The following is a 26,128-nucleotide window of genomic DNA, read 5'->3' as shown; positions in this document are numbered from 1 at the left end:
AACTCAGATGATGCCGAGCGACTTGCCGGCGTCGGCAAAGGCGTCGATGGCGAAGGCGATGTCCTGGTCGTCGAGGGCGGCCGACATCTGGGTGCGGATGCGCGCCTTGCCCTGCGGCACGACGGGATAGAAGAAGCCGGCGACATAGACGCCGCGCTCGTCGAGCGCCTTGGCCATTCGCTGCGCCAGCACCGCGTCGCCCAGCATGACCGGGATGATCGGCGTCTCGCCCGGGAGCAGCGTGAAGCCGGCTTGGGCGAGGCCTTCGCGGAAGCGTGTGGTGTGGCGGCCGAGCCTGGCGCGCAGGTCGTCGGCGGCCCGCGCGATCTCGATCGCCTTCAGCGACCCGGCGGCAACGGCCGGCGCAAGCGAGTTGGAGAACAAATAGGGACGGGCGCGCTGGCGCAAGAGGTCGATGATCGGCTGCGACGCGGCGATGAAGCCGCCCATGGAGCCGCCAAGCGTCTTGCCCAGCGTGCCGGTGACGATGTCGACGCGGTTGCCGACGCCGGTCAGTGCCGGCGTGCCGCGGCCCCCGTCGCCGATATGGCCGGTGGCGTGACAGTCGTCGACGGCGACGATCGCGCCATGACGCTCGGCGAGATCGCAGATCTCCTTGAGCTTGGCGATGTGGCCGTCCATCGAGAACACGCCGTCGGTGACCACCATCTTGAAGCGGGCGCCGTCGGCGTCGGCCTGCTTGAGCTGGGCCTCCAGGTCGTTCATGTCGCCCTGGGCGTAGCGGAAGCGCTTGGCCTTGGAGAGGCGCACGCCGTCGATGATCGAGGCGTGGTTCAGGCTGTCGGAAATGATCGCGTCCTCGGCGCCGAGCAGCGGCTCGAACAGCGCGCCATTGGCGTCGAAGCAGGCGGCGAACAGGATCGCGTCGTCCTTGCCGAGATAGTCGGCGATGGCGTGCTCGAGCTCGCGATGCAGAGTCTGGGTGCCGCAGATGAAGCGAACCGAGGCCATGCCGAAGCCGAACTCGTCGAGAGCGGTCGCCGCCGCCTTGCGGATGTCGGCATTGTCGGCGAGGCCGAGATAGTTGTTGGCGCAGAGGTTGACCATCTGGCGTTCGCCCGTCGCACCCTTCACCTTAATGCGGCCGGCCTGCATGCCGGAGATCTGGCGCTCGCGCTTGTAGAGGCCGTCGGCCTCGATGCCCCGGAGAAGGTTCGAGATGTGGGAAAGGAAATCCTGGCTCATCGGCATCAAAATCCATTAAGATGGAAATTCCGATATATTGGATGATTTGGAAAGTCCAGTGGAATCGCTGCGATACAGCCGAGGCGGCAAATGGCTCGCGACGCGCCTGCCGCAGTGCTATCAGTCGGCCCGCATGAGGGGATCGAGATGGAACTGAACGACGCGCCGAAGATCGGCCCGGTGATCCAGAAGGAACGCAAGGAGCGCCATCTGACGCTCGACCGGCTGGCGGCGATCTCGGGCGTGTCGCGCTCGATGCTGTCGCAGATCGAGCGCGGCGAGGCCAACCCGACCTTCGCCGTGCTCTGGGCGCTGACCCAGGCGCTCGGCATCGACTTTTCCCAGCTGATCGCCGGCGGCATCGCCCAGCAGAGGAAGGCGGATGCGATCGAACTGGTGACGGTGGCGCTGACGCCCGAGATCAAGAGCCCCGACGGCGCCTGGCGGCTGCGCATCCTGAGTTCGCCGGCGCTGGCCGGCCGCGTCGAATGGTACGAGGTCGAGATCGCGCCCGGCAGCAAGCTGCAGAGCGCCCCGCATGCGCCCGGCACCTTCGAGCACCTCACGGCTTATACGGACGGCCTGCTGGTCGAGACCGAACTTGGCCGCCAAGGCCTCTCCTCGGGAGAGACCGCCCGTTACCGCGCTGACATAGCCCACGAGATCGTCAATGGGGCCGACCATACCGCGCGGGCATTGATGGTGGTGCTCTACGACCAGGGCGGCTGACGGCCGCCGAAGTTCCCGCGTCAACGACGCGCGCCGAAATCCGGGGGAAGAATCAGTTCCTGTAGGCCGGTTCCTGCTCGTCGAGGATGGCCTTGAGTTCGGCGAGGTGGCGCTCGGCCTGGCCGGGATAGTCTTCCTGCTCCTGTGCTGCCTTCTCGGCGATCTCGTCGGACAGCACCCGCAGTGGCCGGCCGGTCCACAGCGCCTTGATGTAGGTCTCGCAGGCGCGCTCGAAATAATAGAGCCGGTTGAAGGTGTCGGCGACGCTGTCGCCGATGACCAGCACGCCGTGGTTGCCCATCACCATCACCTTGACCTTGGGGTCGGCGAGCAGTTGCGAGCAGCGTTCGCCCTCTTCCTCGAAGGCGAGCCCGCCATAGTGGCCGTCGACGACGTGGCGGCGGTAGAAGATCGCGGTGTTCTGGTCGATCGGCGGCAAGGTGGAGTCGGCGAGCGAGGCGAGCACCGTGGCGTGGATCGAGTGCACATGCATGACGCAGCGCGCATGGGCGCGGTTGCGGTGGACCGCACCATGCAGGCCCCAGGCGGTTGGGTCGGGCGCGTTCGGCCCGCTCATCGTCTCGGGGTCGTTGGCGTCGATCAAAAGCAGGTCGCTCGCCTTGATGCGCGAGAAATGCACCTGGTTGGGGTTCATCAGGAAGCGGCTGCCGTCGTCGTTGACGGCGAGCGAGAAGTGGTTGGCCACCGCCTCATGCATGTTGAGCCGCGCCGTCCAGCGGAAGGCGCAGGCGAGTTCGACGCGCTCCTCGTAGAATGGCAGGTTGGTCTGCTTGAGCTGGGTGACGGCCATGTCTTCCTCCCGAATGGTCGAAGGAAGAATGCCGCGCCTCCAGCGACGCGGCAACCGCTCAGGCGGATTTCCGCTGGTCCAGCTTCAGCCCGCCGGTCTCGACGATGAAGTCGATGACCGCTTCCAGCCCCTTGCCGCGCGCGAGATCGGTGAAGCCGAACGGGCGCTTGCCGCGCTGGCGGGCTGCATCGCCCTCCATGACCTCGAGATTGACGTTCACATAGGGCGCGAGGTCGCTCTTGTTGATGACCAGGAAGTCGGAGCGGGTGATGCCAGGGCCGCCCTTGCGCGGGATTTCCTCGCCCTGGCAGACCGAGATGACGTAGAGCGTGATGTCGGCGAGATCGGGCGAGAAGGTGGCCGCCAGGTTGTCGCCGCCGGACTCGATGAAGACGATGTCGAGGTCGGGGAATTTCCGGTTCATCTCGGCGATGGCCTGGAGATTGATCGAGGCGTCCTCGCGGATGGCCGTGTGCGGGCAGCCGCCTGTCTCCACGCCCATGATGCGCTCTTCCGGCAGCGCCTGCAGACGCGCCAGTATCAGCGCATCCTCCTTCGTATAGATGTCGTTGGTGACGACGGCGATGGAGAACTCGTCGCGCAGCGCCTTGCACAGCTTCTCGGTCAGCGTCGTCTTGCCCGAGCCGACGGGGCCGCCGATGCCGATGCGAAGCGGGCCGTTTTTCGAGGTCATGATTGGAATCCGTTGATGGCGAGGATGACGAAGCCCGTGCCGATGATCAGGCACAGCGGCGAATAATACTGACGGTCGAGCCGGGCGAACGGCATCTCGGGCGAGAGCCTGCGCCATGCGGGCGTAAAGCCGGCGATGCCGCGGCCGACAAACACCAGCGCGACCATAAGGGCCGAGGCCGCCAGCCCCGCCCGTGGAAAGGGCGTGGCGAAGATGCCGACGAGCGCCAGCGGCCACAGCGTCGCCAGGATGAGGCAGGCGGTGACGGCGAAGCAGGCAAAGGGTGTGGGCATTGTCTTGATGCCGCGAGCGCCGACGACGGCGCGGGCGCAGGAGGCCTGGTCGGTGCCGGGCCAGACGCCGCCGAGGCCCCAATAGGCGTGCATCGAGGCCAAAAGATACAGCATGAATGCGAGGGCGAAGGCGAGCGCGGTCATGAGCGGAACAGTCTCGAATGTTGGGTCTCGTGGCGCATCGCCATGATGTCGGAAGTTATGGCGGCGGAACCCAGATCGTCGAGCGTCGATACTGCCGCACGCGCAGCGACCACAAGCGCCACCGGCTCGAAGCCGGCGACGATGCCGGTGGCGGCGGTCTGGCCGACGACGCCGAGGCGGATCGCCGCCTGCACGAGATTGGTGGAGAAGGCCTGCAGCCAGGCCGCCAGCGCATCTTCGAGCGCGATGCCGTGGGCGCCGGCAACCGCGCCGACGGCGACGCAGTAAGGGCACTCCGCCGGCAAGCGTTCGATGACAGGATGCGGCCAGGCGGCTGCTGCGGTCAGGAAAGCCTGTCCCTGCAGCATCGATTCCATGTGGCGTTCGCGCGAGCCGGCCAGCGCTTCGGCGAGTTCCGCCACTCCGTTCAGGTCGCCGTCGGCGCGGGCACGGCGCCAGCTCTCGGCGAACAGCACGGCATCGTTCCAGCCCGAACCGATCTCGGCGAGTGCGGTTAGCCATGTGGCGAGGTCGTCGCGGCTGGCGATTAGGTTGTCATGCACGGCGCGTTCGAGCCCGTGGCTGTAAGAGAAGCCGCCGACCGGAAAGGCGGGCGACAGCCAGGCCATCAGGCGCAGCAGTGCGGTGTTGCCGCGCTCAGTCATGGTGGCGATGGTGGTCGCCATGATCGTGATGATGGTGGCCGTTTCCATGGTCGTGGCCATGATGATGGCCGTGATCGTGATCATGGCCGGAATAGGCGCCGCGCACCGGTTCGAACGGGGCTGCGATATCGGTGACGGTGGCGCCCAGACCCTCCAGCATCGCCTTGATGACATGGTCGCGCAGGATGAGGATGCGGTCGGCCGAGATGGCGGCCGCGAGGTGGCGGTTGCCGATGTGCCAGGCGAGTTGCGTCAGGTGGACGGCATCGCGGGCGCGGATGTCATAGAGCTCTTCTTCGGCCGCGACGATGCCGGCGGTGCGACCATCTTCGAGCACGAGCAGGTCGCCGGTTTCGAGCACCACCGGCTCGGGCAGGTCGACCAGCACCCGTTCGCCCTTCGACAACTCGATGGCGCGGCGGCGGATGTGGCGCTCGTCATGGACGAGCACGGCGACGTCGAAGGCTGGCGCCTGGCCCTTGGCAGCGTCGGCACGGATGATCTTGGCTGCGCGCAGCATAGGTATTCCTCGTTCCTCTCGGCGTGATGTTGCGGACATTGCGGCTCACGCGATGGTGCCGAACGGCCGCCAAGCCTACGATAGCTGATAAACCAGAGTCGTCACCACGAAAGCCAGAAGATATCGCCTTTCGTCGGTCGCTGTGACGATGAGGCAAAGTGGCACCAGCGGCGCTCCCACAAAAAACCCCGGCGCGCTGTCGCGGCCGGGGTTTCGTGTTCAGCGACGACGCCGGTGCTCAGGCGGCTTCGGCGACGCCGTCGTTCTTGAGCGCTGCGAGGATGTTCTGCGGCGACGACACGCCGTAGGGATCGCTGTCGCAGTTGTCGGAGAAGCCTTCTTCCTCGAACCACTTCTCGACCTGGCCGTCGTTGATGACGGCGGCGTAGCGCCACGAGCGCATGCCGAAGCCGAGATTGTCCTTGGCGACGAGCATGCCCATCTTGCGGGTGAACTCGCCCGAGCCATCGGGGATCAGCTTGACGTTGGCGAGGTTCTGCGACTTGCCCCAGGCGTTCATGACGAAGGCGTCGTTGACCGAGATGCAGTAGATCTCGTCGATGCCCTCGGCCTGGAATTCGCGGAACAGCTTCTCGAAGTCGGGCAGCTGGTAGGTCGAGCAGGTCGGGGTGAAGGCGCCCGGCAGCGAGAACAGGACGACGCGCTTGCCGTCGAAGAAGTCGGCCGAGGTCTTGTCTTCCCAGCGGAAGGGGTTCGGGCCGCCGACGGCCTCGTCGCGCACGCGCGTGCGGAAGGTGACGGAAGGAACGTTCTTCCCGATCATGTGAAACTCCATTTCCAAGAAAGCGGGACGCCCTGGTCTTGGGTCCAGGGGAATCCTGCCGAATTTTCAGCTAGCGCCGGCACCATAGTGGCTGGCCGGGACCTGTCCAGCCTTGCTGCCGTGGCATCCAGTCGCGGGCAGCCCGCGCAACGGCCCGAAAGGGCAGTGCGCGGGTTCGCGAAGCCTCAGAACAGGAAATAGCGCTGCGCCATCGGCAGCACCGTCGCCGGTTCGCAGGTGAGCAGCTCGCCGTCGGCGCGCACCTCGTAGGTCTCGGGATCGACCTCCATCCGCGGCGTCGCGTCGTTGAGTATCATCGAGCGCTTGCCGATGCCGCCACGCGTGTTCTCCACTGCCACCATCTGCTTTTCGACGCCGATGCGTTCGCGCAGGCCGCCTTCCAGCCCGGCCTTCGACACGAAGGTGATCGAGCTGTTGGTCAGCGCCTTGCCATAGGCGCCGAACATCGGGCGGAAATGGCTCGGCTGCGGCGTCGGGATCGAGCCGTTGGGGTCGCCCATCGGAGCGGTGGCGATCCAGCCGCCGAGCAGAACCATGTCGGGCTTCACGCCGAAGAAGGCCGGGTTCCACAGCACCAGGTCGGCGCGCTTGCCGACCTCGATCGAGCCGATCTCCCTCGACATACCGTGCGCGATGGCCGGGTTGATGGTGTATTTGGCGATGTAGCGGCGGGCGCGGAAGTTGTCGTTGTTGCCTTTCTCCTGAGGCAGCGGGCCGCGCTGTCGCTTCATCTTGTCGGCCGTCTGCCACGTCCGGATGATCATCTCGCCGACGCGGCCCATGGCTTGGCTGTCCGACGAGATCACCGAAAAGGCGCCGAGGTCGTGCAGGATGTCCTCGGCCGCGATGGTCTCCTTGCGGATACGGCTTTCGGCGAAGGCGATGTCCTCGGGGATCGACGGCGACAGGTGGTGGCAGACCATCAGCATGTCGAGATGCTCGGCGATGGTGTTGACCGTGTAGGGCCGGGTCGGGTTGGTCGAGGCCGGGATCACGTTGGGATACTGGCAGACCTTGATGATGTCGGGGGCATGGCCGCCACCCGCGCCCTCGGTGTGGAAGGAGTGGATGGTACGCCCCTTGAAGGCCGCCACCGTGTCCTCGACGAAGCCGCCCTCGTTCAGCGTGTCGGTGTGGATCGCCACCTGGATGTCATAGGCGTCGGCGACCGACAGGCAGGTGTCGATTGCAGCTGGCGTCGAGCCCCAGTCCTCGTGCAGCTTGAGCCCGCAGGCACCGGCAAGCACCATCTCCTCCAGCGCACCGGGCAGCGAGGCGTTGCCCTTGCCGAAAACGCCGATGTTCATTGGCAGGCCGTCGAAGGCCTGGATGATGCGGGCGATGTTCCAGGGGCCGGGGGTGCACGTGGTGGCGAGCGTGCCGTGGGCCGGGCCGGTGCCACCGCCGACCATGCAGGTGACACCCGAGTTCAGCGCTTCGTCGACCTGCTGCGGCGAGATGAAGTGGATATGCGTGTCGATGCCGCCGGCAGTCAGGATCTTGCCTTCGCCGGCGATGATCTCGGTGCCCGGGCCGATGATGATGGTGACGCCCGGTTGCGTATCGGGGTTGCCGGCCTTGCCGATGGCGGCGATGCGGCCGTCCCTGAGGCCGACATCGGCCTTGTAGACGCCGGTGTGGTCGAGAATCAGCGCATTGGTGATGACGCAGTCCATCGCACCCTGGGCGCGGCTCAGCTGGCTTTGGCCCATGCCGTCGCGGATGACCTTGCCACCGCCGAACTTCACTTCCTCGCCATAGACGGTGAAGTCGTTTTCGACCTCGATGAACAGCTCGGTATCGGCGAGCCGCACCTTGTCGCCCACCGTCGGGCCGAACATCTTCGCATAGGAGGCGCGGGAGATTTGAGTGGGCATCAGAGTTTTCCCATCACCTTCTTCTGGAAGCCGTAGACCTCGCGCTTGCCGCCGAGCGGCACCAGCGTCACGTCGCGCTCCTGGCCGGGCTCGAAGCGCATCGCGGTGCCGGCGGCGATGTCGAGCCGCATGCCGCGCGCCTGCTCGCGGTCGAACTTCAGGCCGTTGTTGGTCTCGTAGAAATGATAGTGGCTGCCGACCTGTATCGGCCGGTCGCCGGTATTGGCGACCTTGAGCGTGATCGTCGGCCGGCCCTTGTTGAGCTCGATCGAGCCCTCGGCGGGAATGATCTCTCCGGGGATCATGGCTCTGTCCTCAGGCGCCGAGCAGCGGATGAAAGTCGCCGGCGAGCAGCGAGCCGTGCGCGGCCGGATCGAGGTGTGCAAAGGCAGGCGCGACCGAGAGCGAAGGTGCCGAGAGGGCGAGCGCGAGGCGCGTAAACATCGTGAGTACCTTTCAAATCAAACAATCAGGCGACCGACCTCGGCGCGCAACCTTCGGCTTTCAGCACGCGTTTGGTCGATGCCGGGTATTTCAGAAGCATTGCCGCCGGCCGGATCGGCCGCGCGGAAAAATTGCCGCCGCAATTGGGGCAGGTGCCGCCGAGAACGCCTTCTGCGCAATCGGCGCAGAAGGTGCATTCGAAGGTGCAGATCATGGCGTCAGTCGCCGCGGGCGGCAGGTCGCGGCCGCAGCATTCGCAATTGGGACGCAGCTCGAGCATGGAAGCCTCAGCGGACGGGTTCGTGCACCGTCACCAGCTTGGTGCCGTCGGGAAAGGTGGCTTCGACCTGCACGTCGTGGATCATCTCGGCCACGCCTTCCATCACCTGGGCGCGGGAGACCACATGCGCGCCTGCCTCCATCAACTCGGCGACGGAGCGACCGTCGCGGGCGCCTTCGACGATGAAGTCGGAGATCAGGGCGACCGTTTCAGGATGGTTGAGCTTGACGCCGCGTTCGAGCCTGCGGCGCGCTACCATCGCGGCCATGGCGATCAACAGCTTGTCCTTTTCCCTCGGCGTCAGGTTCATTCGCGCACCAAAAGTCCTAGAGTGACCACAGTCTGGGCAAGCCTGCCTGTCCGTTGAGCAGGGCCACCAGTGGCATGAGTCGCTTACGTAGCTCGTAGCCGTCTTCGGCGCAAAGCCTCGCAAGAAGCTTGCCAGTTTCGCCCACAGTCCAGAAACTCGCGCCGCCGTCGTCGCCGATGATTTTCCGCGCGGCTTCCAGCATCTGCTCGCCGCGCTCGGAGACGAGCAGCAGCGTGGCGAAGGCGATGCGTCCGCCGGCCGAGGCCGGCCGCGACAGCGTCGCCTCGATGTCGGGACCGACGGCAAGATCCTCGGCGTGGACCGGCCTGCCGCCCTGCCGGATCCGCCAGCGGTCGCGGAACGTACCGTATCGGGCGCGCTCGCCCATGGCGCTGCGGCCGAAGATCGTGGCCTCCACGATCAGCGCCTCGGCTCCCGGCGCAAGGTCGACGTCGAGCCGGCGCGAAAAGGCGGCACGGTCGAAGACGATGGTTTCCTGCGGCAGCCAGCCAAGGAAGCCGCCTTCGCCGACGCTCAGGCGCACGTCGACCTCGGCACGGCCGGCCAGCGCGCGATAGACCTTTTCGCAGGCCTGGGTGGTCAGCGAAGCCCTGGCCTTTGCGCCGATCGCCGCCTCCCACGCGATCCTGTCGTCGCCGGTCAATCCGCCGGCCATGTTGATCAGCACCGCCTCGAGCGGGCCCGCGCCGGTGTCGGGAAGCCGGATCTTGGCCGCACCCTCCTGGAAGAGCCGGGAGAGACGGCTGCGGCCGTCGCGCCACTGAACCTCGAGCCTGCCGGTCGCGGCGACGCGTTGCGAGGACATGGCCGCAGCGTCGGTCGCTACGGATGGGGAAATGCCGATGGTCATGATGCCCTGAGGTTAGCCGAGACGGCGGTTTTGTCGATATATAGCTTGTTGCCTCCCTGCGTTTCGGTTTCTATAGAGAAACGACATCTTTGGCTCATATCGGGGGCTGGATTGCCCGAGGGGTCTCATTCAGGCCCGCCGCGGGAATGGGCGATTGCCTGACAATGAAAAGTTCTGGGGAAGGGCGCTTATGGCCGATCAACTGGCAACGGACATCATCGACAAGATCAAGGCTCACGCCGAACCCAGCGGCGAAGAGATCACCCTGGACACCGAACTGACGTCGCTCGGCATCCATTCCCTCGAACTGACCGAGATCATCTTCGACCTGGAAGAGGAATACGGCATCGAGATCGAGATGAACACGGTCGAGGCCTGGAGCAGCCTCAAGAACGTCGGCGACATGGTCGAAGCCGTTCGCGGCCTGATTGCCCAAAAAGCCTGACATGAACCGCCAGCGTATCGTCATCACCGGCATCGGCGGGCTGTGCGCGCTCGGCAATGGCGCGCCCGCCATCTGGGACGCCATGCGCAACGGCCGCTCGGCCATCGGCCAGTTGGTCCATTCGCCGCTCCATGACCTGAAGACCCGCAGCGGCGCCGAGATCACCGAGCTGCCCGATCACGGCATCGACCGCAAGCAGCTGGTATCGATGGACCGCTTCAGCCTTCTGGCGGTGATTGCGGCCCGCGAAGCGATGGCGCATGCCGGGCTCGTTTCCGACGAGACCAATACCTACCGCATGGGAACCATCGTCGGCGTCGGCGTCTGCGGCTGGGAGGCGATCGAGGAGAACTACCGCGCCATCCTGCTCGACGGAAGGAACCGCGCCGGCATCTTCACGGTGCCCAAGGTCATGCCGGGGGCGGCCGCCGGCCAGGTCAGCATGAGCCTGGGCCTGCGTGGTCCGGTATTTGGCGTCACCTCGGCCTGCTCCTCGTCAAACCACGCCTTTGCCTCGGCGGTCGACCAGCTGCGTGCCGGCCGCGCCGACGTCATGGTCGCCGGCGGCACCGATGCGCCGTTGGTCTGGGGCATCGTCAAGGCCTGGGAAGCGCTGCGCGTGCTTTCGCCCGACACCTGCCGGCCGTTCTCGGCCGATCGCCAGGGCCTGGTGCTCGGCGAGGGCGCCGGCATGGCCGTGCTCGAGACCTACGAACATGCCGTTGCCCGTGGCGCGACCATCCTGGCGGAGCTGGCGGGCGCCGGCATGTCGGGCGATGCCTCCGACATCGTTGCCCCCACCGTCGACGGACCTGCCGCCGCCATGCGCGCCTGCCTGCTCGATGCCGGCCTGGCGCCCGAGGAGGTCGATTACATCAACGCTCACGGTACCGGCACCAAGGCCAACGACCAGATCGAGACTGCAGCCATCAAGCGCGTCTTCGGCGCCCATGCCGGCAAACTGTCGGTGTCCTCGACCAAGTCGATGCATGCCCACTGCCTCGGCGCGTCGGGTGCGCTGGAGATGATCGCCTGTGTGATGGCCGTGCGCGAAGGTCTGGTTCCTCCGACGGCCAATTATCGCGAGGCGGATGCCGATTGCGACCTCGACGTCACCCCGAATGTCGCCAGGCGGCGCGAGGTGCGCGTGGCGCTGAGCAACGGTTTTGCCTTCGGCGGCACCAACGCCGTCGTGGCGGTCAGGGCGGCCTGAACGGGCTGCAACTCCTTACGGTTGGCTAGCGGGGTTTGCGCGTTTGCATATTGATGCGGCGCGCGCGCATGCCTAACTCTTGCGTGCCCCCACCTTCCTGGCCGGCGCCGTCGCGCGGGCATCACCCCAAGGAACCGTCCATGAGCGATCTTACTCCCTTTCCTGTTGCCCTGCGGTGGCCGGCCAAGCATCCCGACCGCATCCAGCTCTATTCCTTTCCGACGCCGAATGGCGTGAAGGTGTCGATTGCGCTGGAAGAACTCGATCTCCCCTATGAGGCGCACGCCATCAACATCGGCAAGAACGAGAGCTGGACGCCCGAGTTCCTGTCGCTGAACCCGAACGGCAAGATCCCCGCGATCATCGATCCCAACGGCCCGGGCGGCAAGCCGCTGGCCCTGTTCGAATCGGGCGCGATCCTGCTCTATCTCGCCGAGAAGACCGGCCGCCTGATCCCCGCCGACCGCGCCCGCCACTACGAGACCATCCAGTGGGTGTTCTTCCAGATGGCGTCGGTCGGGCCGATTTTCGGCCAGCTCGGCTTCTTCCACAAATTTGCCGGCCGCGAGATCGCCGACAAGCGTCCGCTGGATCGCTATCGCGACGAGTCGCGCCGCCTGCTCGGCGTGCTCGACAAGCGGCTCGAGGGTCGCAAGTGGATCATGGATGACGACTTCACCATCGCCGACATCTCCATGCTCGGCTGGGTGCGCAACCTGATCGGCTTCTACGAGGCCCGCGACCTCGTCGGCTTCGACGATTTCAAGCATGTCGCGGCGTGGCTCGAACGCGGCCTGGCGCGGCCGGCCGTTCAGCAGGGTCTCAATATTCCACCGCGACCCTGAGGAGAGCCTGCCGGAGCCGCGCCGCGGCTCCGGCTCGATGGCAGGTCAGATCACCAGGTCGGCTTCGCGGCGTGCGTGCAGCACCCGCTCGATGTTGGGCATGTCGTTGGTGTCGATCCAGTGGCGCGCGTCGGCGTCCGATCGGCCGTGTTCGCGCCAGCGCTCCACCAGCCGCCGCTCGAGCTCCTCGCGCGGCGCGTCGACGAAAATGGTGAAGTCGAACAGCGGTGCGAGCCGCCGCCATGGGTCCTCGTCGAGCAAAAGGTAGTTGCCCTCGACGAGGATGAACTTGATGTCGGATCCGACCACGGCAGCGGCCGCGCGTGACAATTCGATGCTGCGGTCGAAAACCGGGATGGCGATGTCGGGCTCGGCGCTGCGCAGGCGCTTGAGGAGCACCTCGAAGCCGGCAAAGTCGAAGGTTTCCGGTGCCCCCTTCCGCGCCCTGAGCCCGCGCTGTTCGAGCACGATGTCGTCAAAGTGGAATCCGTCCATCGGCACCACGGCAGCCGCGCCTTCCGGCAGCACGTCATGCAGTGCCGTCGCGAGCGTCGACTTGCCTGAGCCCGGCGGTCCGGCGATGCCGACGACGAACCGGTCGGCATGGTGGGCGCGCTTGAACAGGGTTGCGGCGATGTGGGCGATCTCTGACATGGGCCTCCTCAGGAAAGTTTGGCATCCTGCCCCGGCTAACGTCAAAATTGAGGCCGCGGTGCCCTCAATTCAAGGGCGATTGTCCGATACGGAGGAACTTGTCGTCGAAAGCCACAAGCTCTTGCGCGCCGTCGGCGAATTCCACCCTCAGTGTGCCGTCTGCCGCGGTCACCGAAACCGGCGCGTCGCCGCCGTGCGCGGGAATGGCGCCGACGACATGGCGGAAGGCGATTTTTCCACCCAGCTCGAAGGCGGTCGCCACGCCCTCGCGCCGCAGCCAGTTGTCGCCGAGCGAAGCCGCGTGCCCGACAGCCGTGCGCCCGTCCTCCATGCCGATCACGCCGTGGCGGCCGTTCCACGGCGAGTAGTAGCGTCCGCCGTTGCTGATCCACAGCATCGTCACCGGCAACTCCTCCGGGTTCTTCATCACCAGCACGATGTCGGCTTCGGCACGCCTGGCTGCCGCCGTCCAGCCGATGCCGCCATGCGCCGCCTCGACGAGCGTGATGAAGTCTTCGTGGCGCAGGTCGGCCCGGAAATCGGCGAGATCGACCGTGCCTCCCGCGGCCGTCGGGAATCGGCCGAGGTCCTCGCTGCGGGCGGGATAGGCCAGCATGCTCTTGCCGCGCGCGGGGTCGGGCTCCGGCGCATTCTCCGGCGTGGCGGCAAGCCGCTTCGGCGAGAATGCCAGCCTGCCGCCCTCGCGCATCTCCGTCATCGGGTGGCACGCCACTGGGATCGATCCCGAACCGCCAGTGAAGACATGTTCCTCGTAGAGGAAGGGATGGTGGTCGCGCAGCGTCAGTACCTTGTCCACTGTCGCGCCCATCACCTTGCGCAGCAGCCTGAACCTGGCCTGCCTGCCGCCCTCGATGGCGTCTTCGGAAACCGCCTCCCAGGCGCTGTTCGCCGTCCAGCCGTGCAAGGGCGCTTCTTCGATGTCGCTGCGCGAGAAGGGAGCGCAGAGAAAATCGCCCGACAGCCGCGCCACGCCGGCCGACAGGTCCGGCGGCACCTGGTCTTGCGGGCCGTCCGCCCATGAAGCCCGGTGCAGCGGGTGCAGCACTCGTCCGCCCCGTTCGATCGCAAGGTCGGCGATGTGGCCGACCGCAAGGTCGAGCTTCACCGCAATTCCCTCTGCCCGAAAAGCATATTCGTTCATCGCAAGACCTTCTGCCGCTGCCTGTTTTGGAGACAAGCCGATTTGGGGGCCGTGGCGCAAGGCCCGTGCAAGCGGCCGAGTGTAACCAATGTTCAACACTGTGGCGCCAACATGCGAGGAACCGAGTGAGCCAAATGGACGGCGCATCGCGCGTTCTGTAGCTTCCCGGCTTCCGCCGCACGAAGACGTCTGCTTCGGCCGGTCGGGATCGTCAACGACAGGGTTTGCTTTGTTAGCCCAGGCGCTTTCTCCTTCACCCTTGATCGGCCGTCCCCGGCCGCTATGGTCCGGCCTGTTGCGCCGGGTGGTGGCGCTGTTCGCCCTGGCTGCGCTCACAGCCGGCTGCGCCACGACGGACACGCTCGGCGTCGCGCCGCCGCAAGCCGCGCCGGAGAAATACGCGGCCATCGTCGTCGATGCCGGCACTGGAAAGACCTTGTTCCAGGCCTATGCGACCGCTCCGCGCTACCCGGCCTCGCTGACCAAGATGATGACGCTCTATCTGGCCTTCGAGGCGATGCAGCAGGGGCGGCTGTCGGGCACGACGCTGATTCCCGTTTCCGACAACGCCGCTTCCCAGCCTCCGTCGCGTTTGGGTCTCAAGCCCGGCGGTCAGATCGACGTCGACTCGGCTGTTCAGGCGCTGGCCACCAAGTCGGCCAACGACGTCGCCGTTGCGGTGGCCGAATATCTCGGCGGCTCGGAGGAGGGCTTTTCCAGGCAGATGACCGCGCGGGCGCGGCAGCTCGGCATGACCGGGACGGTGTTTCGCAACGCCTCGGGCCTTCCCGATCCCGAGCAGCGCACGACGGCGCGCGACATGGCCGTGCTCGGCATGGCGCTGCGCCAGCGCTTCCCGCAGTACTATCACTATTTCTCGGCAACCGAATTCAGTTACCGCGGCAAGCGCATCCGCGGCCATAACGACACGCTTGGCAGGATCGACGGCGTCGACGGCATCAAGACCGGCTACATTCGCGCGTCCGGGTTCAACATCGTCACCTCGGTGAATGCCGGCGGACGCAAGCTGGTCATCGTAGTTATGGGCGGTGAAACCGCGCGCAAGCGCAACGCCCGTGTCGAGGAACTCATCGCCCGCTACCTGCCGCAGGCCTCCGGCGGCAGCCTTGCGACTTCGCTTTACCAGGCGCCGCCGGCCGCGCCTGCCGTTGCGCAGGTGCCTGCCCAGGGCCTGGGGATGCCCATGCCCGTGCCCGCGGCGTTGACGCTGCCGGACGGTTCGCCCGTGCCGGAAGCCGAGGTCCGTTAGAAAGTCCGGGCGGCAAGCGTCAGGCCGACGGGTGTGTGCCCTTGGCCATGAGCCTCGGCGCTGGCGCGAAAATTCTCACTCGAATGTCACATTCCGCTCGTTCCAGTCGTCATGTCTCCGAAAGCCCCTGAAGTGGAGATGACGATGACATTTGGACTGAACCCCGCCACCGCCGATTTCGAAGGGCGTGATCATGCCGGCAAGATCCTGGTCGTCGGCGGTGGATTTGCCGGCTTCTGGGCGGCGGTCGCGGCCCGGCGGCTCGCTGGCCCCCGAGCACATGTAAGCTTGGTGTCACCTGAGCCGATGCTCCAAATCCGGCCGCGGTTGTACGAAGCGCTGCCTGAGACGCTTGGCGTTCCGCTGTTGCCCCTCCTGCACAAGGTGGAAATCGCCTTCGTGCCCGGCGAGGCGGTCGGACTGGACACTCCTACCAGGACTGTGAAGCTCTCTGGCGGTGAGCGGCTCACCTATGACCGCTTGATCGTCGCCACCGGCAGCCGGATGCGCCGCCCCCAGGTGACGGGCGCCGAGACTGCGTTTTCGGTCGACACCCAGGCTGAGGCGATCACCTTCGATCGGCGCCTGGGCGGCATCGTCCGTGAGGTTGCGTCTCCGACCATCGCCGTCGTCGGTGCGGGCTTCACCGGCATCGAACTGGCGCTTGAGCTGCGCGACCGGCTGGTTGCCCACGGCGGCGATGATGCCGCCGAGCGGCTGCACATTGTGCTGATCGATCGGGCCGAGACCGTGGGACCCGAGCTTGGATTCGGGCCGCGAGCGGAAATCGAGGCGGCGCTGGTGGCAGCCGGCGTAGAGCGGCGCCTCGGTGCTGCGGTGCGAGCCTTGGCTGCGGACCGTGTGAGCTTTGATGACGGCACCGTGCTTGCTGCCGATGCCGTGGTTCTGGCGACTGGGATGGCCGCCTCTGCTTTCGCGGCGCAGGTCCCGGGCGCGCATGACAGGCTCGGCCGGGTTGTCGTCGATACCGCACTCAGGGCACCCGCCGCGCCTGAGGTCTTCGTTGCTGGTGACGCCGCGACGGCCGATACCGGTGATGGGCACCGGACGCTGCAATCCTGCCAGCACGCGGGGCAACTCGGCCGTGTCGCTGGCGAGAACGCCGCACGTGACCTGCTTGGCCTGCCGACCGTGCCCTACACGCAACTGCGCTATGTTACCTGCCTCGACCTCGGCCGCTCCGGCGCGGTCGTCACCCAGGGCTGGGAGCGGAGGGTCGAGAAGACCGGCTGCGAAGGCAAGGCGGTGAAGCGGCTGGTCAACACGCAAGTCATCTATCCACCGGCCGATGGCTCGGCCGAAGCGTTGCTTGCGAGTTCGAGCATCGACCTTGCCGAAAGGGCTCGCCGGGTAGACGGCCCGAAAGCCGATCTCGAGCCGGTGCGGCGAAAGGCAATCTGATGGCACCCGTCTCGAGCCAGGACGCTGCCGCCGTCTTCGATCCGCTTCGGCCGGCTCTTGTGCGCGTTGCCTATCGGATGCTGGGCTCGGTCGCGGAAGCCGAGGATGTGGTCCAGGACGCCTTTCTGCGCTGGCTCGGTATCGACCGGGGTGCCGTGCGCGAGCCGACGGCCTTTCTGCGCCGAGTCGTCACGCGTTTGTGTCTGGACCGGCTCAAGTCGGTCCGGCGCGAGCGTGCGGCGTATGTCGGCTCGTGGCTGCCGGAGCCAATTGTGGAATCGGGCGAGGATGTGGTGGACGACGTCACCTTGCCGCTGCTGATGGCGCTGGAGCGTCTGTCGCCATTGGAACGTGCAGCCTTCCTGCTTCATGACGTGTTCGGGCTCGGCTTCGAGGAGGTCGCGGCCACGATCGGGCGAGACCCGACCGCGTGTCGGCAGCTGGCAGGTCGCGCCCGTGCCCATGTTCGTGCGGATCGTCCGCGCTATCCGGTGCCGAAGGAATGGGGCCTCGAGATCGCGAAAGCCTTCTTCACAGCGTCCCGGGACGGTGAGATGGAGCGCCTGCGCGCGCTGCTTGCCGCGGACGTCACCGTCTATGCCGATGGCGGCGGCAAGGCGACGGCTCACGGCGCGCCGCTCTCCGGGCTCGACAGCGTCATGCTGCTGTTTGCGACCTTCGCGTCCGCATTCGCCGAAAGCAGGTCGCGACTGGTGCGCTATGGCGTCATCAACGGCCTGCCCGGGTTCATCACCGTCGAGCGGGGCGACATCCTCCAGACCACGGCCCTGGAGCTTGAGAATGGCCGCATCGTCGGCATTTATGTCGTGCGCAATCCGGACAAGCTGAAGCACATCGCGGAAACGCTGCACTGATCGATGCCGGCCGGCTGTCCGTGCTACCTCCGATGGCCTCCGTGTAGGCGGCCAAGCTAAGGTGAGCCGGCGGACGGTTCGCCCGTGCCGGCAGCCGAGGTCCGTCGGGGAGGGGGTGTCAGGCCGGCGCCCGGTACTGTTCGTCCGACACGTGTTCGAGCCAGTCGACGGCCTTGCCGTCTTGCGCTTCCTGGATGGCGATGTGGGTCATTGCCGTGCTGGCGGTCGCGCCGTGCCAGTGCTTCTCGCCGGGCGCGAACCAGACGACGTCGCCGGTCCGGATCTCCTCGATCCGACCGCCCCAGACCTGGGCCCAGCCGCAGCCCGATGTGACGACCAGCGTCTGCCCGAGCGGATGGGTGTGCCAGGCGGTGCGCGCGCCGGGCTCGAACGTCACGGTCACGGCACGCACCTGCGCCGGGGCAGGAGCCTCGATGATCGGATCCTGGCGCACCGCACCGGTGAAGTAGTCGGGCGACGGCTTGGCCGACGGCCTTGATCCGCAGCGCTTGATCTCCATCTGATGTCTCCTTCCGATTCCTGTCACATAGGTCGAGCCAGTTCACCCTATCCGCTCGCGCCCGGCCGAAAAAGGCAAACGGCGCGGCCGGCTTTGATCAGCCCGCGAACCTGATCGTTGCGCGCCCGCTGGTAAGGTCGGCGATCAGCCGGGCGATTGCCACTGAATCTGCTTCCGGCAGCCTGACCGTGAGCTCGGCTCCGGTAGCGTTGAAGTTCTCGGCTTGGATGCTTGTGCCCGGCGACGCGGTGAGCCTTGCCTTGACCAGCGCCAGGTCGGCGAAGTCGCAGCTGACGCGGGCGTCCGTCGTCGCCACCAGCGCGGTCTTCTCCGCCGCCCGCAGGCAGGCGGCGGCGGTACCGCCGTAGGCCCGCACCAGCCCGCCGGTACCCAGCAGCACGCCGCCGAACCAGCGCGTGACGACCACCGCTACATTGTCGAGCGACTGGCCGTCGAGTGCCTGCAGTATGGGCTTGCCGGCCGTGCCGCTCGGCTCGCCGTCGTCGCTGAAGCGGTAGTTCTGGCCGATGCGCCAGGCCCAGCAATTGTGGTTGGCGGCGGGCTCCGAACGTGCCGCAACAAACTCCCTTGCCGCCGCCTCGTCCGCCACTGGCCCGGCGGCAGCCAGGAAGCGGCTCTTCTTGATCTCCTGGGAGAAGCTCTCGAGGCGCGTCAGCGTGAACATGTCTCCCCGATACACAAGCGACGCCTCGATCGCCAGCAGGCCTTCATGTCGCCAGGCGAAACGCCGCAGCCTGCCGTGACCGCTACCCCTTTGGACTCCAGTCCTCGCCCGCCTCCTTCGGAGGACAGCGCAACTCCATTTCTCCCGTTGAAGCCTACCGCCGCTTCGGCTATGACGGCTGCGTCGTCCGGTGCGCCGGGCGTGGTTCGCGGCGTGGCCGTGGACGAGCACCCGTAGCTCAGCTGGATAGAGCGCTGCCCTCCGAAGGCAGAGGTCACAGGTTCGAATCCTGTCGGGTGCGCCAATTTAATAATAAATAACAGATGGTTAGTTGATCGCGGCTTCGACACGTGGCCTCGCGCTTTTCGCGCGGAAGCACTACGGAAGCACAAGAGATGGTACCAATTCGACACAGCCCCTGTGGAAAAGTGTTGCTGAAGTCTGACCGGAAATGAAAGGGGCGCCAATGGTAACCCCGTTTTCGGGATGGATAGGATGCCTCGTAGCGCACGAACGCTAACGCCTTTGTCCACGCCTATCGACTGTCGATATCTCGGATATCTGTCGACATGATAAGAGAATATGTTGATGGCATCGACCCATGATGTCCGAAACAAGGCTCGTCCCAGCAAGCTGTCACGCAATTGAGGGAAGCCGAAAGGCTGCAAGCCTTCGCGGACCGCCACGGACGGGGACAGTCGGTCCCCGTCCCGTCCTGCGGCCAGCGCTATGCTGACGCTGCTACGACTGTCCCATTCACCACCTGCGGCGGGGGTGAATTTCCTCTTTCCTACGCGCGCTGCCTGTCTTGCTGGTCCCTCGTTGAATTGCCATGATACCCTGTTGGACCGAACCGCAATCGAAGCTTGGCCTGACACTGGACTTGTCGTAGGCGACGCGGCGGACCTAGATCTTTAACAAGTGCAGACGGGGGGCGTCGGAATTGCAAATCAATCAGGGAACCTGGACAGTCGATCGACTGTTCAGCGAGCGGGAGAACATCAACCTCAATCCGCAATGGCAGCGAGGACCGGCTTGGAAGCCGCCTCGTCAGGTCCTTTTGATTGATTCCATTTTGAGGGGCATGGACATACCCAAGGTCTATCTGCGCGTTCGCAACGGCGATGCGGTATTTACTCATGATGCCGTGGATGGTCAGCAGCGACTGCGCGCTTTGTGGGAATTTCGTACCGGCGATCTACCCCTTGAATACGGCGAGCCGCTGGCGCCAGTGGATGGGCACGCGATAGCTGGACTGAGATACGGTCAATTGCACCAAGATCTAAAAGACCGTTTCGACGCCTTCGAGGTCAGCGTCGCCGAAATATCTGCAGTACGAACGACGACATCGCTGCATTGTTCTCGCGCCTACAGATGGGCGTGCCCCTAAATCCGGCAGAGCTGCGCAATGCGATGCTGCATCCTCTGAACCGCATCATGGCATCGATCGCAGAGTCACACGAATTTTTTGGGCATAGCCGTATCTCGTCCGCGAGGTCGAAGCATTTGGACTACATCACCCACCTGTTTGCAGTACTGCAGTATGGGACCGATCGAGATCTGAAGGCCCCCGACTTAAAACGGATGGTGGTGGAGGTGACCAACACCGATTCGATACTCGAGTTGGCCTCCCGCGCCGGTGCCGTCCTCAACGTCCTTGACGAGGTGAACCAGCAATTCGGTTATCGGATAACTCAAAAGTGGATTTTCGTGGACCTCTCCCTGCTGATATCGCAGCGGCAGCGAGCGGGCGCCGCAGTGGACCCGGTGAAGCTGGCTCAGGCCTACGAATCCTTCGAGGCCAGGCGGCGTATGCACAACGCGCAGCCTGATGTCCTTCTGAACCGCGAGAGTGCGCAACCGACACTCGATCGGCATCTGTACAACTATATAGAAGCCTTTCGGACCCAAGCCGGCACGAAGGAAAGCCTTCGGACCCGCAATGAGGCACTTCGGGCATTCTGCCCCGACATCGACGCGAGGTCGTGATGGCATTCGACGAAAAGAGCATCCCCGACAATCTTCGGGCGACCTATCGCGGCAAGAAAGCGGCTATTCTCGTCGGTGCCGGTGCTTCAGTGGGCGCCGGGTTGCCGACCTGGCCGCAGTTCCTTGAGGCCATGGTCGCCGTCGCAGAGAAACAGAACGTCGTAGCCGCCGATAAGGCAGGCGAATACCGCTCGCTGATCTCAGATCCAAGTAAGTACCTCATGATAGCGTCTGGTCTAAAAGAGGATCTGGGCAGTTACTTCGCGAAGGTCGTGGAGGACACGTTCAAGGCACCGAAACCCCAACCAACGGCACTTCATAAAGCGTTGGTAAGACTGGATAAATTGCCGTTCATCATCACAACGAATTATGACACCATCATAGAGCGCTCCTATCGCGCTGAGGTTGACGACGATGTCTCGGTGCTAACCTACCAGGACGAGGGTGAACTCCAGCGCCGGCTATTTGCGCAGGAATTCTTCATCCTCAAAGCCCATGGCGACGCTCAGCGCGCGGGCAACGGGATCATCCTGACGGAGCGGGACTACAGAGAAACGCTTTACAGAAAAAGGGCGTACCAACATTTGCTGACGGGCATGTTCACTATGTTTTCCATGGTATTCGTGGGCGCATCAATGAACGACCCCGAGACGAGGTTGCTCCTGAATTATATCGCGGACGCTTACCCTCAGGACTCAGGGCCAAGCCACTATGCCGTGATGGCGAAAGAGCAGTTGACGGCGGTGGAACAGGACCGGTGGTTCAAGGATTTGAAGGTCCAGATTGTGCCTATCAGCAGCGCGAACCAATACGCTGAACTCACCGAGTTCTTGGTCTCTTTGGGGCAGAGCTAGGGGTTCAAAAGTCGCTGCGTCTCCCGGGGTGGGCAACGTCGAGTGGACAGGCGCGACCGAAATCTACAGCCGCTTCCTCTTCGTCACCCGGCCGTACAGTTCCGCCTTGAGCGAAGGGAGTCGCCAGCAATGTTCCTCCCTTGCCGTTCCCGACCGACTGCAAGACTGTTACACGTCTTGCCAAATTGTCGAGCTGTAGCCGGTGCGTGAAGACTGGGTGAACCTATTGATGACCACGATCGCGGACAATCCTTGGAAATCGCTGGTCTCGTCCATAAGGCGGAGGCGCTCACCAGGCGCGAGGTTTTTCAAGCCGGTCTGCCTCATCGCTGCGATCGACCTTGCGAATGAGGAAAGATTAAACCCCGCTGATCTCGATGCCCACGCGATCGCGTTGAAGTTCAGGGACTATGTCGGTCTGAGCTATCCGGAACGGGCGGATGAAGGTTGGCGGCCCTTATGGCACCTGAGCAACGACGGCCTTTGGACGTTCTTTTCCGGCACCAGGGCGCTAACGCGAGAGGATTTTGGGCCCGAGGGCAAGCCAGGATCGAAGGCCGCCCTATTTCCGAAGTTCGACCGGTTGGCCATCAATGAGTTCTTAGCTGAGACCTGGAGATCAGCCGCGCAGCGGCAGGTCCTTCGCGCCAACATGATCAGCATGCTGGCTATGGATGATGCTACCTCTAGGTCGTTCTCTAGACAGCTCGCGGATCCGGCGGCCGCGCTGCAACCGGCCAAATGGCCGATCGACCCATCACCAGAGGTAACTGCTGTCGAGCAACTCGACTTCTTCCATAAGGGTGTGGGTGTCGAGAAGGATGACGCGTCCGCCCTCGACAGCGGAATCATTGCCGAGCCGTTCGACCCCGAGACGATCGATGTTGTGACGCGCAACATGACGGTGGACCTTCTGCTCTCGCGAGCGCGGAGCAAGATGATTGATCTCCAGCCAGATTTTCAGCGGAGGTGGGGCATTTGGGATGACCGCCGAAAGAGCAGGCTGATCGAGTCTTTGCTGCTGCGAATACCACTGCCTGTGCTCTACGCTGCCGAGGATGATGACGAGTCCTGGGAGATCGTGGACGGCATCCAGAGGCTTTCTACGATTGCCCAATTCATTCAGCCCGACATCATCGCTCGTCCCCCGCTGCTCCTGTCGGGACTTGAGTACCTGGACTCGTATGAGGGTATGGCGTTCGGGGATCTTAGCGATCGGCTCAAAATGCGCCTTCGGGAAACAGAGCTCGTCATCCACCTGATCCGCAAGGGAACGCCGCCTGAGGTGAAGTTCAACGTGTTCGCGCGCATCAACACCGGCGGTGTACCACTTTCACCTCAGGAGCTGAGGCACGCCATTACGCCCGGTCCGGCTCGCCAAGTCCTAGAAGACTGGGCGAGGTCGCCCGACTTTCTGATCGCCACCGACAGCAGTATCAATCCAATTAGGATGGACGATCGCGAACTCGTTTTGCGGTTTCTGGCCTTTTTTGTACTCGGCGTGTCGGCATACCGACAATCGGAGATGGATCGATTTCTCATCAAGGCGATGAAAGCGGTGAATGGATTGAACGGAGAGGACTTGGCGCGGGCCAGGGAAGCGTTTCAACGAGCCATGCAGGGTGCATACTCACTCTTCGAAAACGATGCCTTCCGAAAGCGGGTTTCTCCCGCTGATGGACGGTTTCCGATCAACAAGGCGTTGTTCGAAGCGCTTTCGGTCAACCTCGCAACACTAGACGCGGAGGGCATCCAGCGCCTTGTCGATCGGCGGGACAAACTTAAGGCGGCGTTCATGACGCTCTGCGCGGACAGAGAGTTCGAATCCGCCATATCTCAAGGCACTGGAGACCCAGGCAAAGTACAGTTCCGTTTCGCACGAGTTGCGCAACTACTTCAGGATGAGTTGGACGCTCATGCTTAGGAACTTAGGCCTCAAGAATTTCAAGGCATTTGCGGACCTGGAACTACCATTCGGTTCGCTTACGCTGTTGTCCGGTCTTAATGGAAGCGGCAAGAGCTCGGTCTTGCAGTCGCTCGGCCTTCTGCGCCAATCTTATGATTCAGACGACCTCACAAGGGGGGAGTTGGACCTCAACGGACCTCTTGTCTCGATAGGGACGGGGCGAGATGCGTTACATCAATCGTTCGTCGATCCTGAGATAGGCATCTGGTGCGAATTCGCCATTTCGGGCGACGTCGAGAGCTTGGAATGGAAGGCGAGAGCAGAGGCGGATGCGGACGTTCTTTTGTGCGACCAGTTCGCGCGCGAGCAGCTCCTCGACCGCCACAACCTGTTTGGTAGAGGGTTTCAGTTCCTAAGAGCGGATCGGATCACGCCAAGTGTCACTTTTCCGATGTCGCAACATACGGTCGTGCACGATCGGTCCCTTGGGCCGCGTGGGGAATACACCGCCCACTTCCTTCTCAAATTTGGGGCCGAGTTGGTTGTCGCGCCTTCCCTCCGGGTCTCCATCGACGATGCCGGCGCAAGCCTGCTCGCACAAGTCAATGCATGGATGCAGCACTTCAGTCCTGGCGTGCGTGTGGAGCCCGTCGGTGTACCAATGACTGACTTGGTTCGACTTGCGTATTCCTTCCGTGGCGAGAAGGCGTCGTATGGCGATCCACTCCGACCCACTAATGTCGGCTTTGGCCTCACACATGTCCTGCCAATCCTTGCGGGCTGCCTTGCAGCAGTGCCGGGCACTCTCGTGGTTGTGGAGAATCCCGAGGCGCAGTTGCACCCCCTAGGACAAGCAGCGATGGGCCGGCTCCTGGCACTCACAGCGGCCCTCGGCGTGCAGGTGATTGTGGAGACCCACAGCGACCACGTGCTCAACGGTATCCGACTTGCCGTCAAGCATGGTCATCTGGAGCCGTCGCGAACGCTATTACACTTCTTCTCGAGGCAACCGGGAGAAGCCGGAACGTACGAAACCCCGACGATCGCATCAGATGGACGCCTATCCTATTGGCCTAGCGGGTTCTTCGACCAGTGGGAGCGGAGCCTGGATCAGCTTTTGACCTGAGGTTCCGCGTGCTCCAGTTGTTCATGAACGAGCTCTCGACGCCGCTGGGACAATGCTCTGCGAACGAGGCTGTGGCCAGACTCAAGAACTTCTGCGGAGTGGTGCGCCGTGCCTCGTCGCTAGACAAACGAATGATCCTGAACATGGAGATACCACTCGCCCAGATGTCCTTCGGTCCCGATTGGCCGCTTCCCATTTTACGGAATCTGCATGGTTGCGTAGAGGAGAGCATTTACCTCAAAACGGTGAGGGACCGGGCTCCGTTCTCTGTAGCCTTCGGGGAACTAGGAGGTGCGGACGACGTCGAATACCAGCTGCCAGACAATGCCGAGGCATCCCCGGGGACTGTAGCCCTGGCGCTCGGGCTGGCTCATCAGCTTGAGGGCCTGGCGGTGAGCTTGCCTTCGCACGCGGCGTGGAGCGTACCCGAGATCGGCCTGCACCGGATCAAGTTGTCCGCCGAGGGCGACCTGGTCACGGATGCAGTTATCGCTCGAAATGCCAGTGAACCTGACCATGTAGATCATCATGCACAATCGTTGGTGACTGGACCGGAGGTGGAATCGGGGGTCGCGCTATGGAGCCGCCGCGAGGAGTTGTTCCCAAATCTCGAGTTCATACCCCGGACCCGCGCGCAAATTGAGACTCTATTGAGCGGGGATCCGCAGTTGCCGGCCATCGTCGAACGGCTTTCAGGAATCAACATCGCTGTCGGCACGTGGCGGGTCGCAAACACGGGCTATCCGACCTTCCCATTTAACGTCCGTCCTGAGAGCCGCACTCGCCAAAACTTAGCCCGCTTCAACGATGCAAATCTGGTGGAGCGTGTCTTCAGCGACCACGCCGACTTCGCACCGGGCGAAGGCAGAATACACTTCATCGTAATGAGCGATCCAAGAAGGCATGCCCTCATCGGCCATGTAGGGAGAAAGTTAGGCATAGGTTGATCGGTTCGCCGCCAACAACCAACCTGCGCACTCCCGGTTGCCTGGATGCCCTGTGCCAGGGTCCGCTATTCGTTACCTTCATCGTCCTTCGGAAGGGTGACCCCGAAAGCCTCTAGTCGCGCTCTGGCAGCAGCGACCACGTGCGGTTGGAAACTGCGAGCGAACTCGATGACGACGTATTCACCGGTGAACTCGGCCATCCCGGCTTCGAGAAGAGCCTCAAATCCAGGTGTGACTTTCTTGTCCAGTGCCCAATCGGAGAGCGTTGCGACCGGACCCTTGTCGGCGATCTTGCGGCGAGTGTAGCCAGCTCGCTGAGACTTTCCGTGCTTCCGCCGTAGTGTTTCCTCGTAGGCGGTCACTGCCTGCCACAGCCTGCGGGTAATTGGATCTTCGTAGTCCATGCCACCGAGCTCATAAAGCCGCCGCTGACAGGCGCGAACCAGAGCGGTCTCGCCAAGCCTGTCTGCATTTGCCATTAGTTGCTGAACCCTCTTCGGGTCAGCCATGGTGGTTGGATCGGCGGCCACTCATTTCACCCTTTAGTTGACGCCAACCCGCTGGCA

30 protein-coding genes, 1 tRNA gene and 1 pseudogene are annotated in these 26,128 nt (G+C 64.1%); 14 read left to right on the top strand and 18 right to left on the bottom strand.

Features of this window, described 5'->3' with window-relative positions; translation table 11 throughout:
• Positions 1-3: 3 nt before the first annotated feature.
• A complete protein-coding gene (locus AmiPiv_RS15820) occupies positions 4-1,206 on the bottom strand; it encodes a glycine C-acetyltransferase (protein ID WP_340038444.1) in 1,203 nt (400 codons plus the stop codon).
• A gap of 147 nt (positions 1,207-1,353) precedes the next feature.
• On the opposite strand from AmiPiv_RS15820, the gene AmiPiv_RS15815 reads away from it, so the two are divergent.
• Positions 1,354-1,935, top strand: a complete 582-nt coding sequence (locus AmiPiv_RS15815; protein ID WP_340038443.1) for an XRE family transcriptional regulator — start codon at positions 1,354-1,356, stop codon at positions 1,933-1,935.
• Positions 1,936-1,987: 52 nt separating this feature from the next.
• On the opposite strand, the gene AmiPiv_RS15810 is transcribed toward AmiPiv_RS15815, so the two are convergent.
• The 12 genes and pseudogenes from AmiPiv_RS15810 to AmiPiv_RS15755 form a co-directional block, all read right to left on the bottom strand.
• A complete protein-coding gene (locus AmiPiv_RS15810) occupies positions 1,988-2,746 on the bottom strand; it encodes a class II aldolase and adducin N-terminal domain-containing protein (protein ID WP_340038442.1) in 759 nt (252 codons plus the stop codon).
• 58 nt (positions 2,747-2,804) lie between these two features.
• Positions 2,805-3,440 carry an urease accessory protein UreG gene (gene ureG / locus AmiPiv_RS15805; protein WP_340038441.1) on the bottom strand — a complete coding sequence of 212 codons (636 nt, stop codon included), beginning with the start codon at positions 3,438-3,440 and terminating at the stop codon, positions 2,805-2,807.
• Positions 3,437-3,877: a DUF3995 domain-containing protein gene (locus tag AmiPiv_RS15800; RefSeq protein WP_340038440.1), complete on the bottom strand. Its 441-nt coding sequence runs from the start codon at positions 3,875-3,877 to the stop codon at positions 3,437-3,439. The genes ureG and AmiPiv_RS15800 overlap by 4 nt, the downstream gene beginning before the upstream one ends.
• Entirely contained in the window at positions 3,874-4,590 is a 717-nt protein-coding gene (locus AmiPiv_RS15795; protein WP_445206969.1) for an urease accessory protein UreF, read from the bottom strand. The genes AmiPiv_RS15800 and AmiPiv_RS15795 overlap by 4 nt, the downstream gene beginning before the upstream one ends.
• Positions 4,535-5,062: an urease accessory protein UreE gene (locus AmiPiv_RS15790; protein ID WP_340038439.1), complete on the bottom strand. Its 528-nt coding sequence runs from the start codon at positions 5,060-5,062 to the stop codon at positions 4,535-4,537. Before AmiPiv_RS15790 ends, AmiPiv_RS15795 begins: the two co-directional genes overlap by 56 nt.
• 238 nt (positions 5,063-5,300) lie before the next feature.
• Positions 5,301-5,846, bottom strand: coding sequence for a peroxiredoxin (locus tag AmiPiv_RS15785; protein ID WP_340038438.1), 546 nt, complete (start codon positions 5,844-5,846; stop codon positions 5,301-5,303).
• A 185-nt stretch (positions 5,847-6,031) separates the two neighbouring features.
• Complete coding sequence (gene ureC, locus AmiPiv_RS15780) at positions 6,032-7,744, bottom strand: urease subunit alpha (RefSeq protein WP_340038437.1); 1,713 nt, start codon at positions 7,742-7,744, stop codon at positions 6,032-6,034.
• Entirely contained in the window at positions 7,744-8,049 is a 306-nt protein-coding gene (locus tag AmiPiv_RS15775) for an urease subunit beta (RefSeq protein ID WP_340038436.1), read from the bottom strand. Before AmiPiv_RS15775 ends, ureC begins: the two co-directional genes overlap by 1 nt.
• Before the next feature lie 13 nt (positions 8,050-8,062).
• Positions 8,063-8,188: pseudogene (locus AmiPiv_RS15770) on the bottom strand (HupE/UreJ family protein); the annotation flags it as partial.
• 25 nt (positions 8,189-8,213) lie between these two features.
• Entirely contained in the window at positions 8,214-8,468 is a 255-nt protein-coding gene (locus tag AmiPiv_RS15765; RefSeq protein WP_340038434.1) for a DUF1272 domain-containing protein, read from the bottom strand.
• Between the two features lie 7 nt (positions 8,469-8,475).
• Complete coding sequence (locus AmiPiv_RS15760; protein ID WP_340038433.1) at positions 8,476-8,778, bottom strand: urease subunit gamma; 303 nt, start codon at positions 8,776-8,778, stop codon at positions 8,476-8,478.
• A gap of 16 nt (positions 8,779-8,794) precedes the next feature.
• Positions 8,795-9,649: an urease accessory protein UreD gene (locus AmiPiv_RS15755; protein ID WP_445206963.1), complete on the bottom strand. Its 855-nt coding sequence runs from the start codon at positions 9,647-9,649 to the stop codon at positions 8,795-8,797.
• Positions 9,650-9,839: 190 nt separating this feature from the next.
• Between AmiPiv_RS15755 and AmiPiv_RS15750 the strand changes: the two genes are divergently transcribed.
• The 3 genes from AmiPiv_RS15750 (at position 9,840) to AmiPiv_RS15740 (ending at position 12,152) form a co-directional block, all read left to right on the top strand.
• Positions 9,840-10,094 (top strand): acyl carrier protein, encoded by a 255-nt coding sequence (locus AmiPiv_RS15750; protein WP_340038431.1) that lies wholly within the window; start codon positions 9,840-9,842, stop codon positions 10,092-10,094.
• Between the two features lies 1 nt (position 10,095).
• Positions 10,096-11,307, top strand: coding sequence for a beta-ketoacyl-[acyl-carrier-protein] synthase family protein (locus AmiPiv_RS15745; RefSeq protein ID WP_340038430.1), 1,212 nt, complete (start codon positions 10,096-10,098; stop codon positions 11,305-11,307).
• A gap of 140 nt (positions 11,308-11,447) precedes the next feature.
• Entirely contained in the window at positions 11,448-12,152 is a 705-nt protein-coding gene (locus tag AmiPiv_RS15740) for a glutathione S-transferase N-terminal domain-containing protein (RefSeq protein ID WP_340038429.1), read from the top strand.
• A gap of 45 nt (positions 12,153-12,197) precedes the next feature.
• Here the strand turns inward: AmiPiv_RS15740 and AmiPiv_RS15735 are convergent, their stop codons facing one another.
• Both AmiPiv_RS15735 and AmiPiv_RS15730 read right to left on the bottom strand, forming a co-directional pair.
• Positions 12,198-12,806 carry a nucleoside triphosphate hydrolase gene (locus AmiPiv_RS15735; RefSeq protein ID WP_340038428.1) on the bottom strand — a complete coding sequence of 203 codons (609 nt, stop codon included), beginning with the start codon at positions 12,804-12,806 and terminating at the stop codon, positions 12,198-12,200.
• A gap of 64 nt (positions 12,807-12,870) precedes the next feature.
• Positions 12,871-13,968: a hypothetical protein gene (locus AmiPiv_RS15730; RefSeq protein ID WP_340038427.1), complete on the bottom strand. Its 1,098-nt coding sequence runs from the start codon at positions 13,966-13,968 to the stop codon at positions 12,871-12,873.
• A gap of 307 nt (positions 13,969-14,275) precedes the next feature.
• Between AmiPiv_RS15730 and AmiPiv_RS15725 the strand changes: the two genes are divergently transcribed.
• From AmiPiv_RS15725 to AmiPiv_RS15715, 3 genes are all read left to right on the top strand, one after another.
• Positions 14,276-15,238 (top strand): D-alanyl-D-alanine carboxypeptidase family protein, encoded by a 963-nt coding sequence (locus tag AmiPiv_RS15725; RefSeq protein ID WP_340038426.1) that lies wholly within the window; start codon positions 14,276-14,278, stop codon positions 15,236-15,238.
• Positions 15,239-15,382: 144 nt separating this feature from the next.
• Entirely contained in the window at positions 15,383-16,660 is a 1,278-nt protein-coding gene (locus tag AmiPiv_RS15720; protein WP_340038425.1) for an NAD(P)/FAD-dependent oxidoreductase, read from the top strand.
• A complete protein-coding gene (locus tag AmiPiv_RS15715; protein ID WP_340038424.1) occupies positions 16,660-17,535 on the top strand; it encodes a sigma-70 family RNA polymerase sigma factor in 876 nt (291 codons plus the stop codon). Before AmiPiv_RS15720 ends, AmiPiv_RS15715 begins: the two co-directional genes overlap by 1 nt.
• Positions 17,536-17,653: 118 nt before the next feature.
• On the opposite strand, the gene AmiPiv_RS15710 is transcribed toward AmiPiv_RS15715, so the two are convergent.
• The gene (locus tag AmiPiv_RS15710; RefSeq protein ID WP_340038423.1) at positions 17,654-18,055 is read right to left on the bottom strand and encodes a (R)-mandelonitrile lyase; all 402 of its coding nucleotides are present in this window, start codon (positions 18,053-18,055) and stop codon (positions 17,654-17,656) included.
• A 97-nt stretch (positions 18,056-18,152) separates the two neighbouring features.
• A complete protein-coding gene (locus AmiPiv_RS15705) occupies positions 18,153-18,740 on the bottom strand; it encodes an IMPACT family protein (RefSeq protein ID WP_340038422.1) in 588 nt (195 codons plus the stop codon).
• 227 nt (positions 18,741-18,967) lie between these two features.
• On the opposite strand from AmiPiv_RS15705, the gene AmiPiv_RS15700 reads away from it, so the two are divergent.
• The 7 genes from AmiPiv_RS15700 (at position 18,968) to AmiPiv_RS15670 (ending at position 25,562) form a co-directional block, all read left to right on the top strand.
• Positions 18,968-19,044: transfer RNA gene (locus AmiPiv_RS15700), tRNA-Arg, on the top strand.
• Between the two features lie 639 nt (positions 19,045-19,683).
• A complete protein-coding gene (locus AmiPiv_RS15695) occupies positions 19,684-20,130 on the top strand; it encodes a DUF262 domain-containing protein (RefSeq protein ID WP_340038421.1) in 447 nt (148 codons plus the stop codon).
• Positions 20,115-20,729 carry a hypothetical protein gene (locus AmiPiv_RS15690; RefSeq protein ID WP_340038420.1) on the top strand — a complete coding sequence of 205 codons (615 nt, stop codon included), beginning with the start codon at positions 20,115-20,117 and terminating at the stop codon, positions 20,727-20,729. The genes AmiPiv_RS15695 and AmiPiv_RS15690 overlap by 16 nt, the downstream gene beginning before the upstream one ends.
• Positions 20,729-21,583, top strand: a complete 855-nt coding sequence (locus AmiPiv_RS15685) for an SIR2 family protein (RefSeq protein ID WP_340038419.1) — start codon at positions 20,729-20,731, stop codon at positions 21,581-21,583. Before AmiPiv_RS15690 ends, AmiPiv_RS15685 begins: the two co-directional genes overlap by 1 nt.
• Before the next feature lie 229 nt (positions 21,584-21,812).
• Entirely contained in the window at positions 21,813-23,507 is a 1,695-nt protein-coding gene (locus AmiPiv_RS15680; protein WP_340038418.1) for a DUF262 domain-containing protein, read from the top strand.
• Positions 23,500-24,615: a DUF3696 domain-containing protein gene (locus AmiPiv_RS15675; protein ID WP_340038417.1), complete on the top strand. Its 1,116-nt coding sequence runs from the start codon at positions 23,500-23,502 to the stop codon at positions 24,613-24,615. The genes AmiPiv_RS15680 and AmiPiv_RS15675 overlap by 8 nt, the downstream gene beginning before the upstream one ends.
• A gap of 8 nt (positions 24,616-24,623) precedes the next feature.
• On the top strand, positions 24,624-25,562 hold the full coding sequence (locus tag AmiPiv_RS15670) for a hypothetical protein (protein ID WP_340038416.1): 939 nt from the start codon (positions 24,624-24,626) through the stop codon (positions 25,560-25,562).
• Between the two features lie 65 nt (positions 25,563-25,627).
• Here AmiPiv_RS15670 and AmiPiv_RS15665 read toward each other — a convergent pair whose 3' ends face one another.
• Positions 25,628-26,092 carry a hypothetical protein gene (locus AmiPiv_RS15665; RefSeq protein ID WP_340038415.1) on the bottom strand — a complete coding sequence of 155 codons (465 nt, stop codon included), beginning with the start codon at positions 26,090-26,092 and terminating at the stop codon, positions 25,628-25,630.
• Positions 26,093-26,128 lie beyond the last annotated feature (36 nt).

Source organism: Aminobacter sp. Piv2-1, from assembly GCF_037625995.1.
Classification (GTDB): domain Bacteria; phylum Pseudomonadota; class Alphaproteobacteria; order Rhizobiales; family Rhizobiaceae; genus Aminobacter.
This window is presented reverse-complemented; position numbering and strand designations above follow the sequence as displayed.

Bases quoted from the DNA above. Each gene is read 5' to 3' on its own strand.
- AmiPiv_RS15790 (WP_340038439.1), bottom strand. From the start codon at position 5,062: ATGCTGCGCGCAGCCAAGATCATCCGTGCCGACGCTGCCAAGGGCCAG.
- AmiPiv_RS15785 (WP_340038438.1), bottom strand. From the start codon at position 5,846: ATGATCGGGAAGAACGTTCCTTCCGTCACCTTCCGCACGCGCGTGCGC.
- AmiPiv_RS15715 (WP_340038424.1), top strand. From the start codon at position 16,660: ATGGCACCCGTCTCGAGCCAGGACGCTGCCGCCGTCTTCGATCCGCTT.
- AmiPiv_RS15810 (WP_340038442.1), bottom strand. From the start codon at position 2,746: ATGGCCGTCACCCAGCTCAAGCAGACCAACCTGCCATTCTACGAGGAG.
- AmiPiv_RS15820 (WP_340038444.1), bottom strand. From the start codon at position 1,206: ATGAGCCAGGATTTCCTTTCCCACATCTCGAACCTTCTCCGGGGCATC.
- AmiPiv_RS15750 (WP_340038431.1), top strand. From the start codon at position 9,840: ATGGCCGATCAACTGGCAACGGACATCATCGACAAGATCAAGGCTCAC.
- AmiPiv_RS15680 (WP_340038418.1), top strand. From the start codon at position 21,813: ATGACCACGATCGCGGACAATCCTTGGAAATCGCTGGTCTCGTCCATA.
- AmiPiv_RS15735 (WP_340038428.1), bottom strand. From the start codon at position 12,806: ATGTCAGAGATCGCCCACATCGCCGCAACCCTGTTCAAGCGCGCCCAC.
- AmiPiv_RS15815 (WP_340038443.1), top strand. From the start codon at position 1,354: ATGGAACTGAACGACGCGCCGAAGATCGGCCCGGTGATCCAGAAGGAA.
- AmiPiv_RS15755 (WP_445206963.1), bottom strand. From the start codon at position 9,649: ATGACCATCGGCATTTCCCCATCCGTAGCGACCGACGCTGCGGCCATG.
- AmiPiv_RS15800 (WP_340038440.1), bottom strand. From the start codon at position 3,877: ATGACCGCGCTCGCCTTCGCCCTCGCATTCATGCTGTATCTTTTGGCC.
- AmiPiv_RS15760 (WP_340038433.1), bottom strand. From the start codon at position 8,778: ATGAACCTGACGCCGAGGGAAAAGGACAAGCTGTTGATCGCCATGGCC.
- AmiPiv_RS15740 (WP_340038429.1), top strand. From the start codon at position 11,448: ATGAGCGATCTTACTCCCTTTCCTGTTGCCCTGCGGTGGCCGGCCAAG.
- AmiPiv_RS15775 (WP_340038436.1), bottom strand. From the start codon at position 8,049: ATGATCCCCGGAGAGATCATTCCCGCCGAGGGCTCGATCGAGCTCAAC.
- AmiPiv_RS15795 (WP_445206969.1), bottom strand. From the start codon at position 4,590: ATGGAAACGGCCACCATCATCACGATCATGGCGACCACCATCGCCACC.
- ureC (WP_340038437.1), bottom strand. From the start codon at position 7,744: ATGCCCACTCAAATCTCCCGCGCCTCCTATGCGAAGATGTTCGGCCCG.
- AmiPiv_RS15685 (WP_340038419.1), top strand. From the start codon at position 20,729: ATGGCATTCGACGAAAAGAGCATCCCCGACAATCTTCGGGCGACCTAT.
- AmiPiv_RS15730 (WP_340038427.1), bottom strand. From the start codon at position 13,968: ATGAACGAATATGCTTTTCGGGCAGAGGGAATTGCGGTGAAGCTCGAC.
- AmiPiv_RS15710 (WP_340038423.1), bottom strand. From the start codon at position 18,055: ATGGAGATCAAGCGCTGCGGATCAAGGCCGTCGGCCAAGCCGTCGCCC.
- ureG (WP_340038441.1), bottom strand. From the start codon at position 3,440: ATGACCTCGAAAAACGGCCCGCTTCGCATCGGCATCGGCGGCCCCGTC.
- AmiPiv_RS15745 (WP_340038430.1), top strand. From the start codon at position 10,096: ATGAACCGCCAGCGTATCGTCATCACCGGCATCGGCGGGCTGTGCGCG.
- AmiPiv_RS15765 (WP_340038434.1), bottom strand. From the start codon at position 8,468: ATGCTCGAGCTGCGTCCCAATTGCGAATGCTGCGGCCGCGACCTGCCG.
- AmiPiv_RS15690 (WP_340038420.1), top strand. From the start codon at position 20,115: ATGGGCGTGCCCCTAAATCCGGCAGAGCTGCGCAATGCGATGCTGCAT.
- AmiPiv_RS15720 (WP_340038425.1), top strand. From the start codon at position 15,383: ATGACATTTGGACTGAACCCCGCCACCGCCGATTTCGAAGGGCGTGAT.
- AmiPiv_RS15705 (WP_340038422.1), bottom strand. From the start codon at position 18,740: ATGTTCACGCTGACGCGCCTCGAGAGCTTCTCCCAGGAGATCAAGAAG.
- AmiPiv_RS15675 (WP_340038417.1), top strand. From the start codon at position 23,500: ATGCTTAGGAACTTAGGCCTCAAGAATTTCAAGGCATTTGCGGACCTG.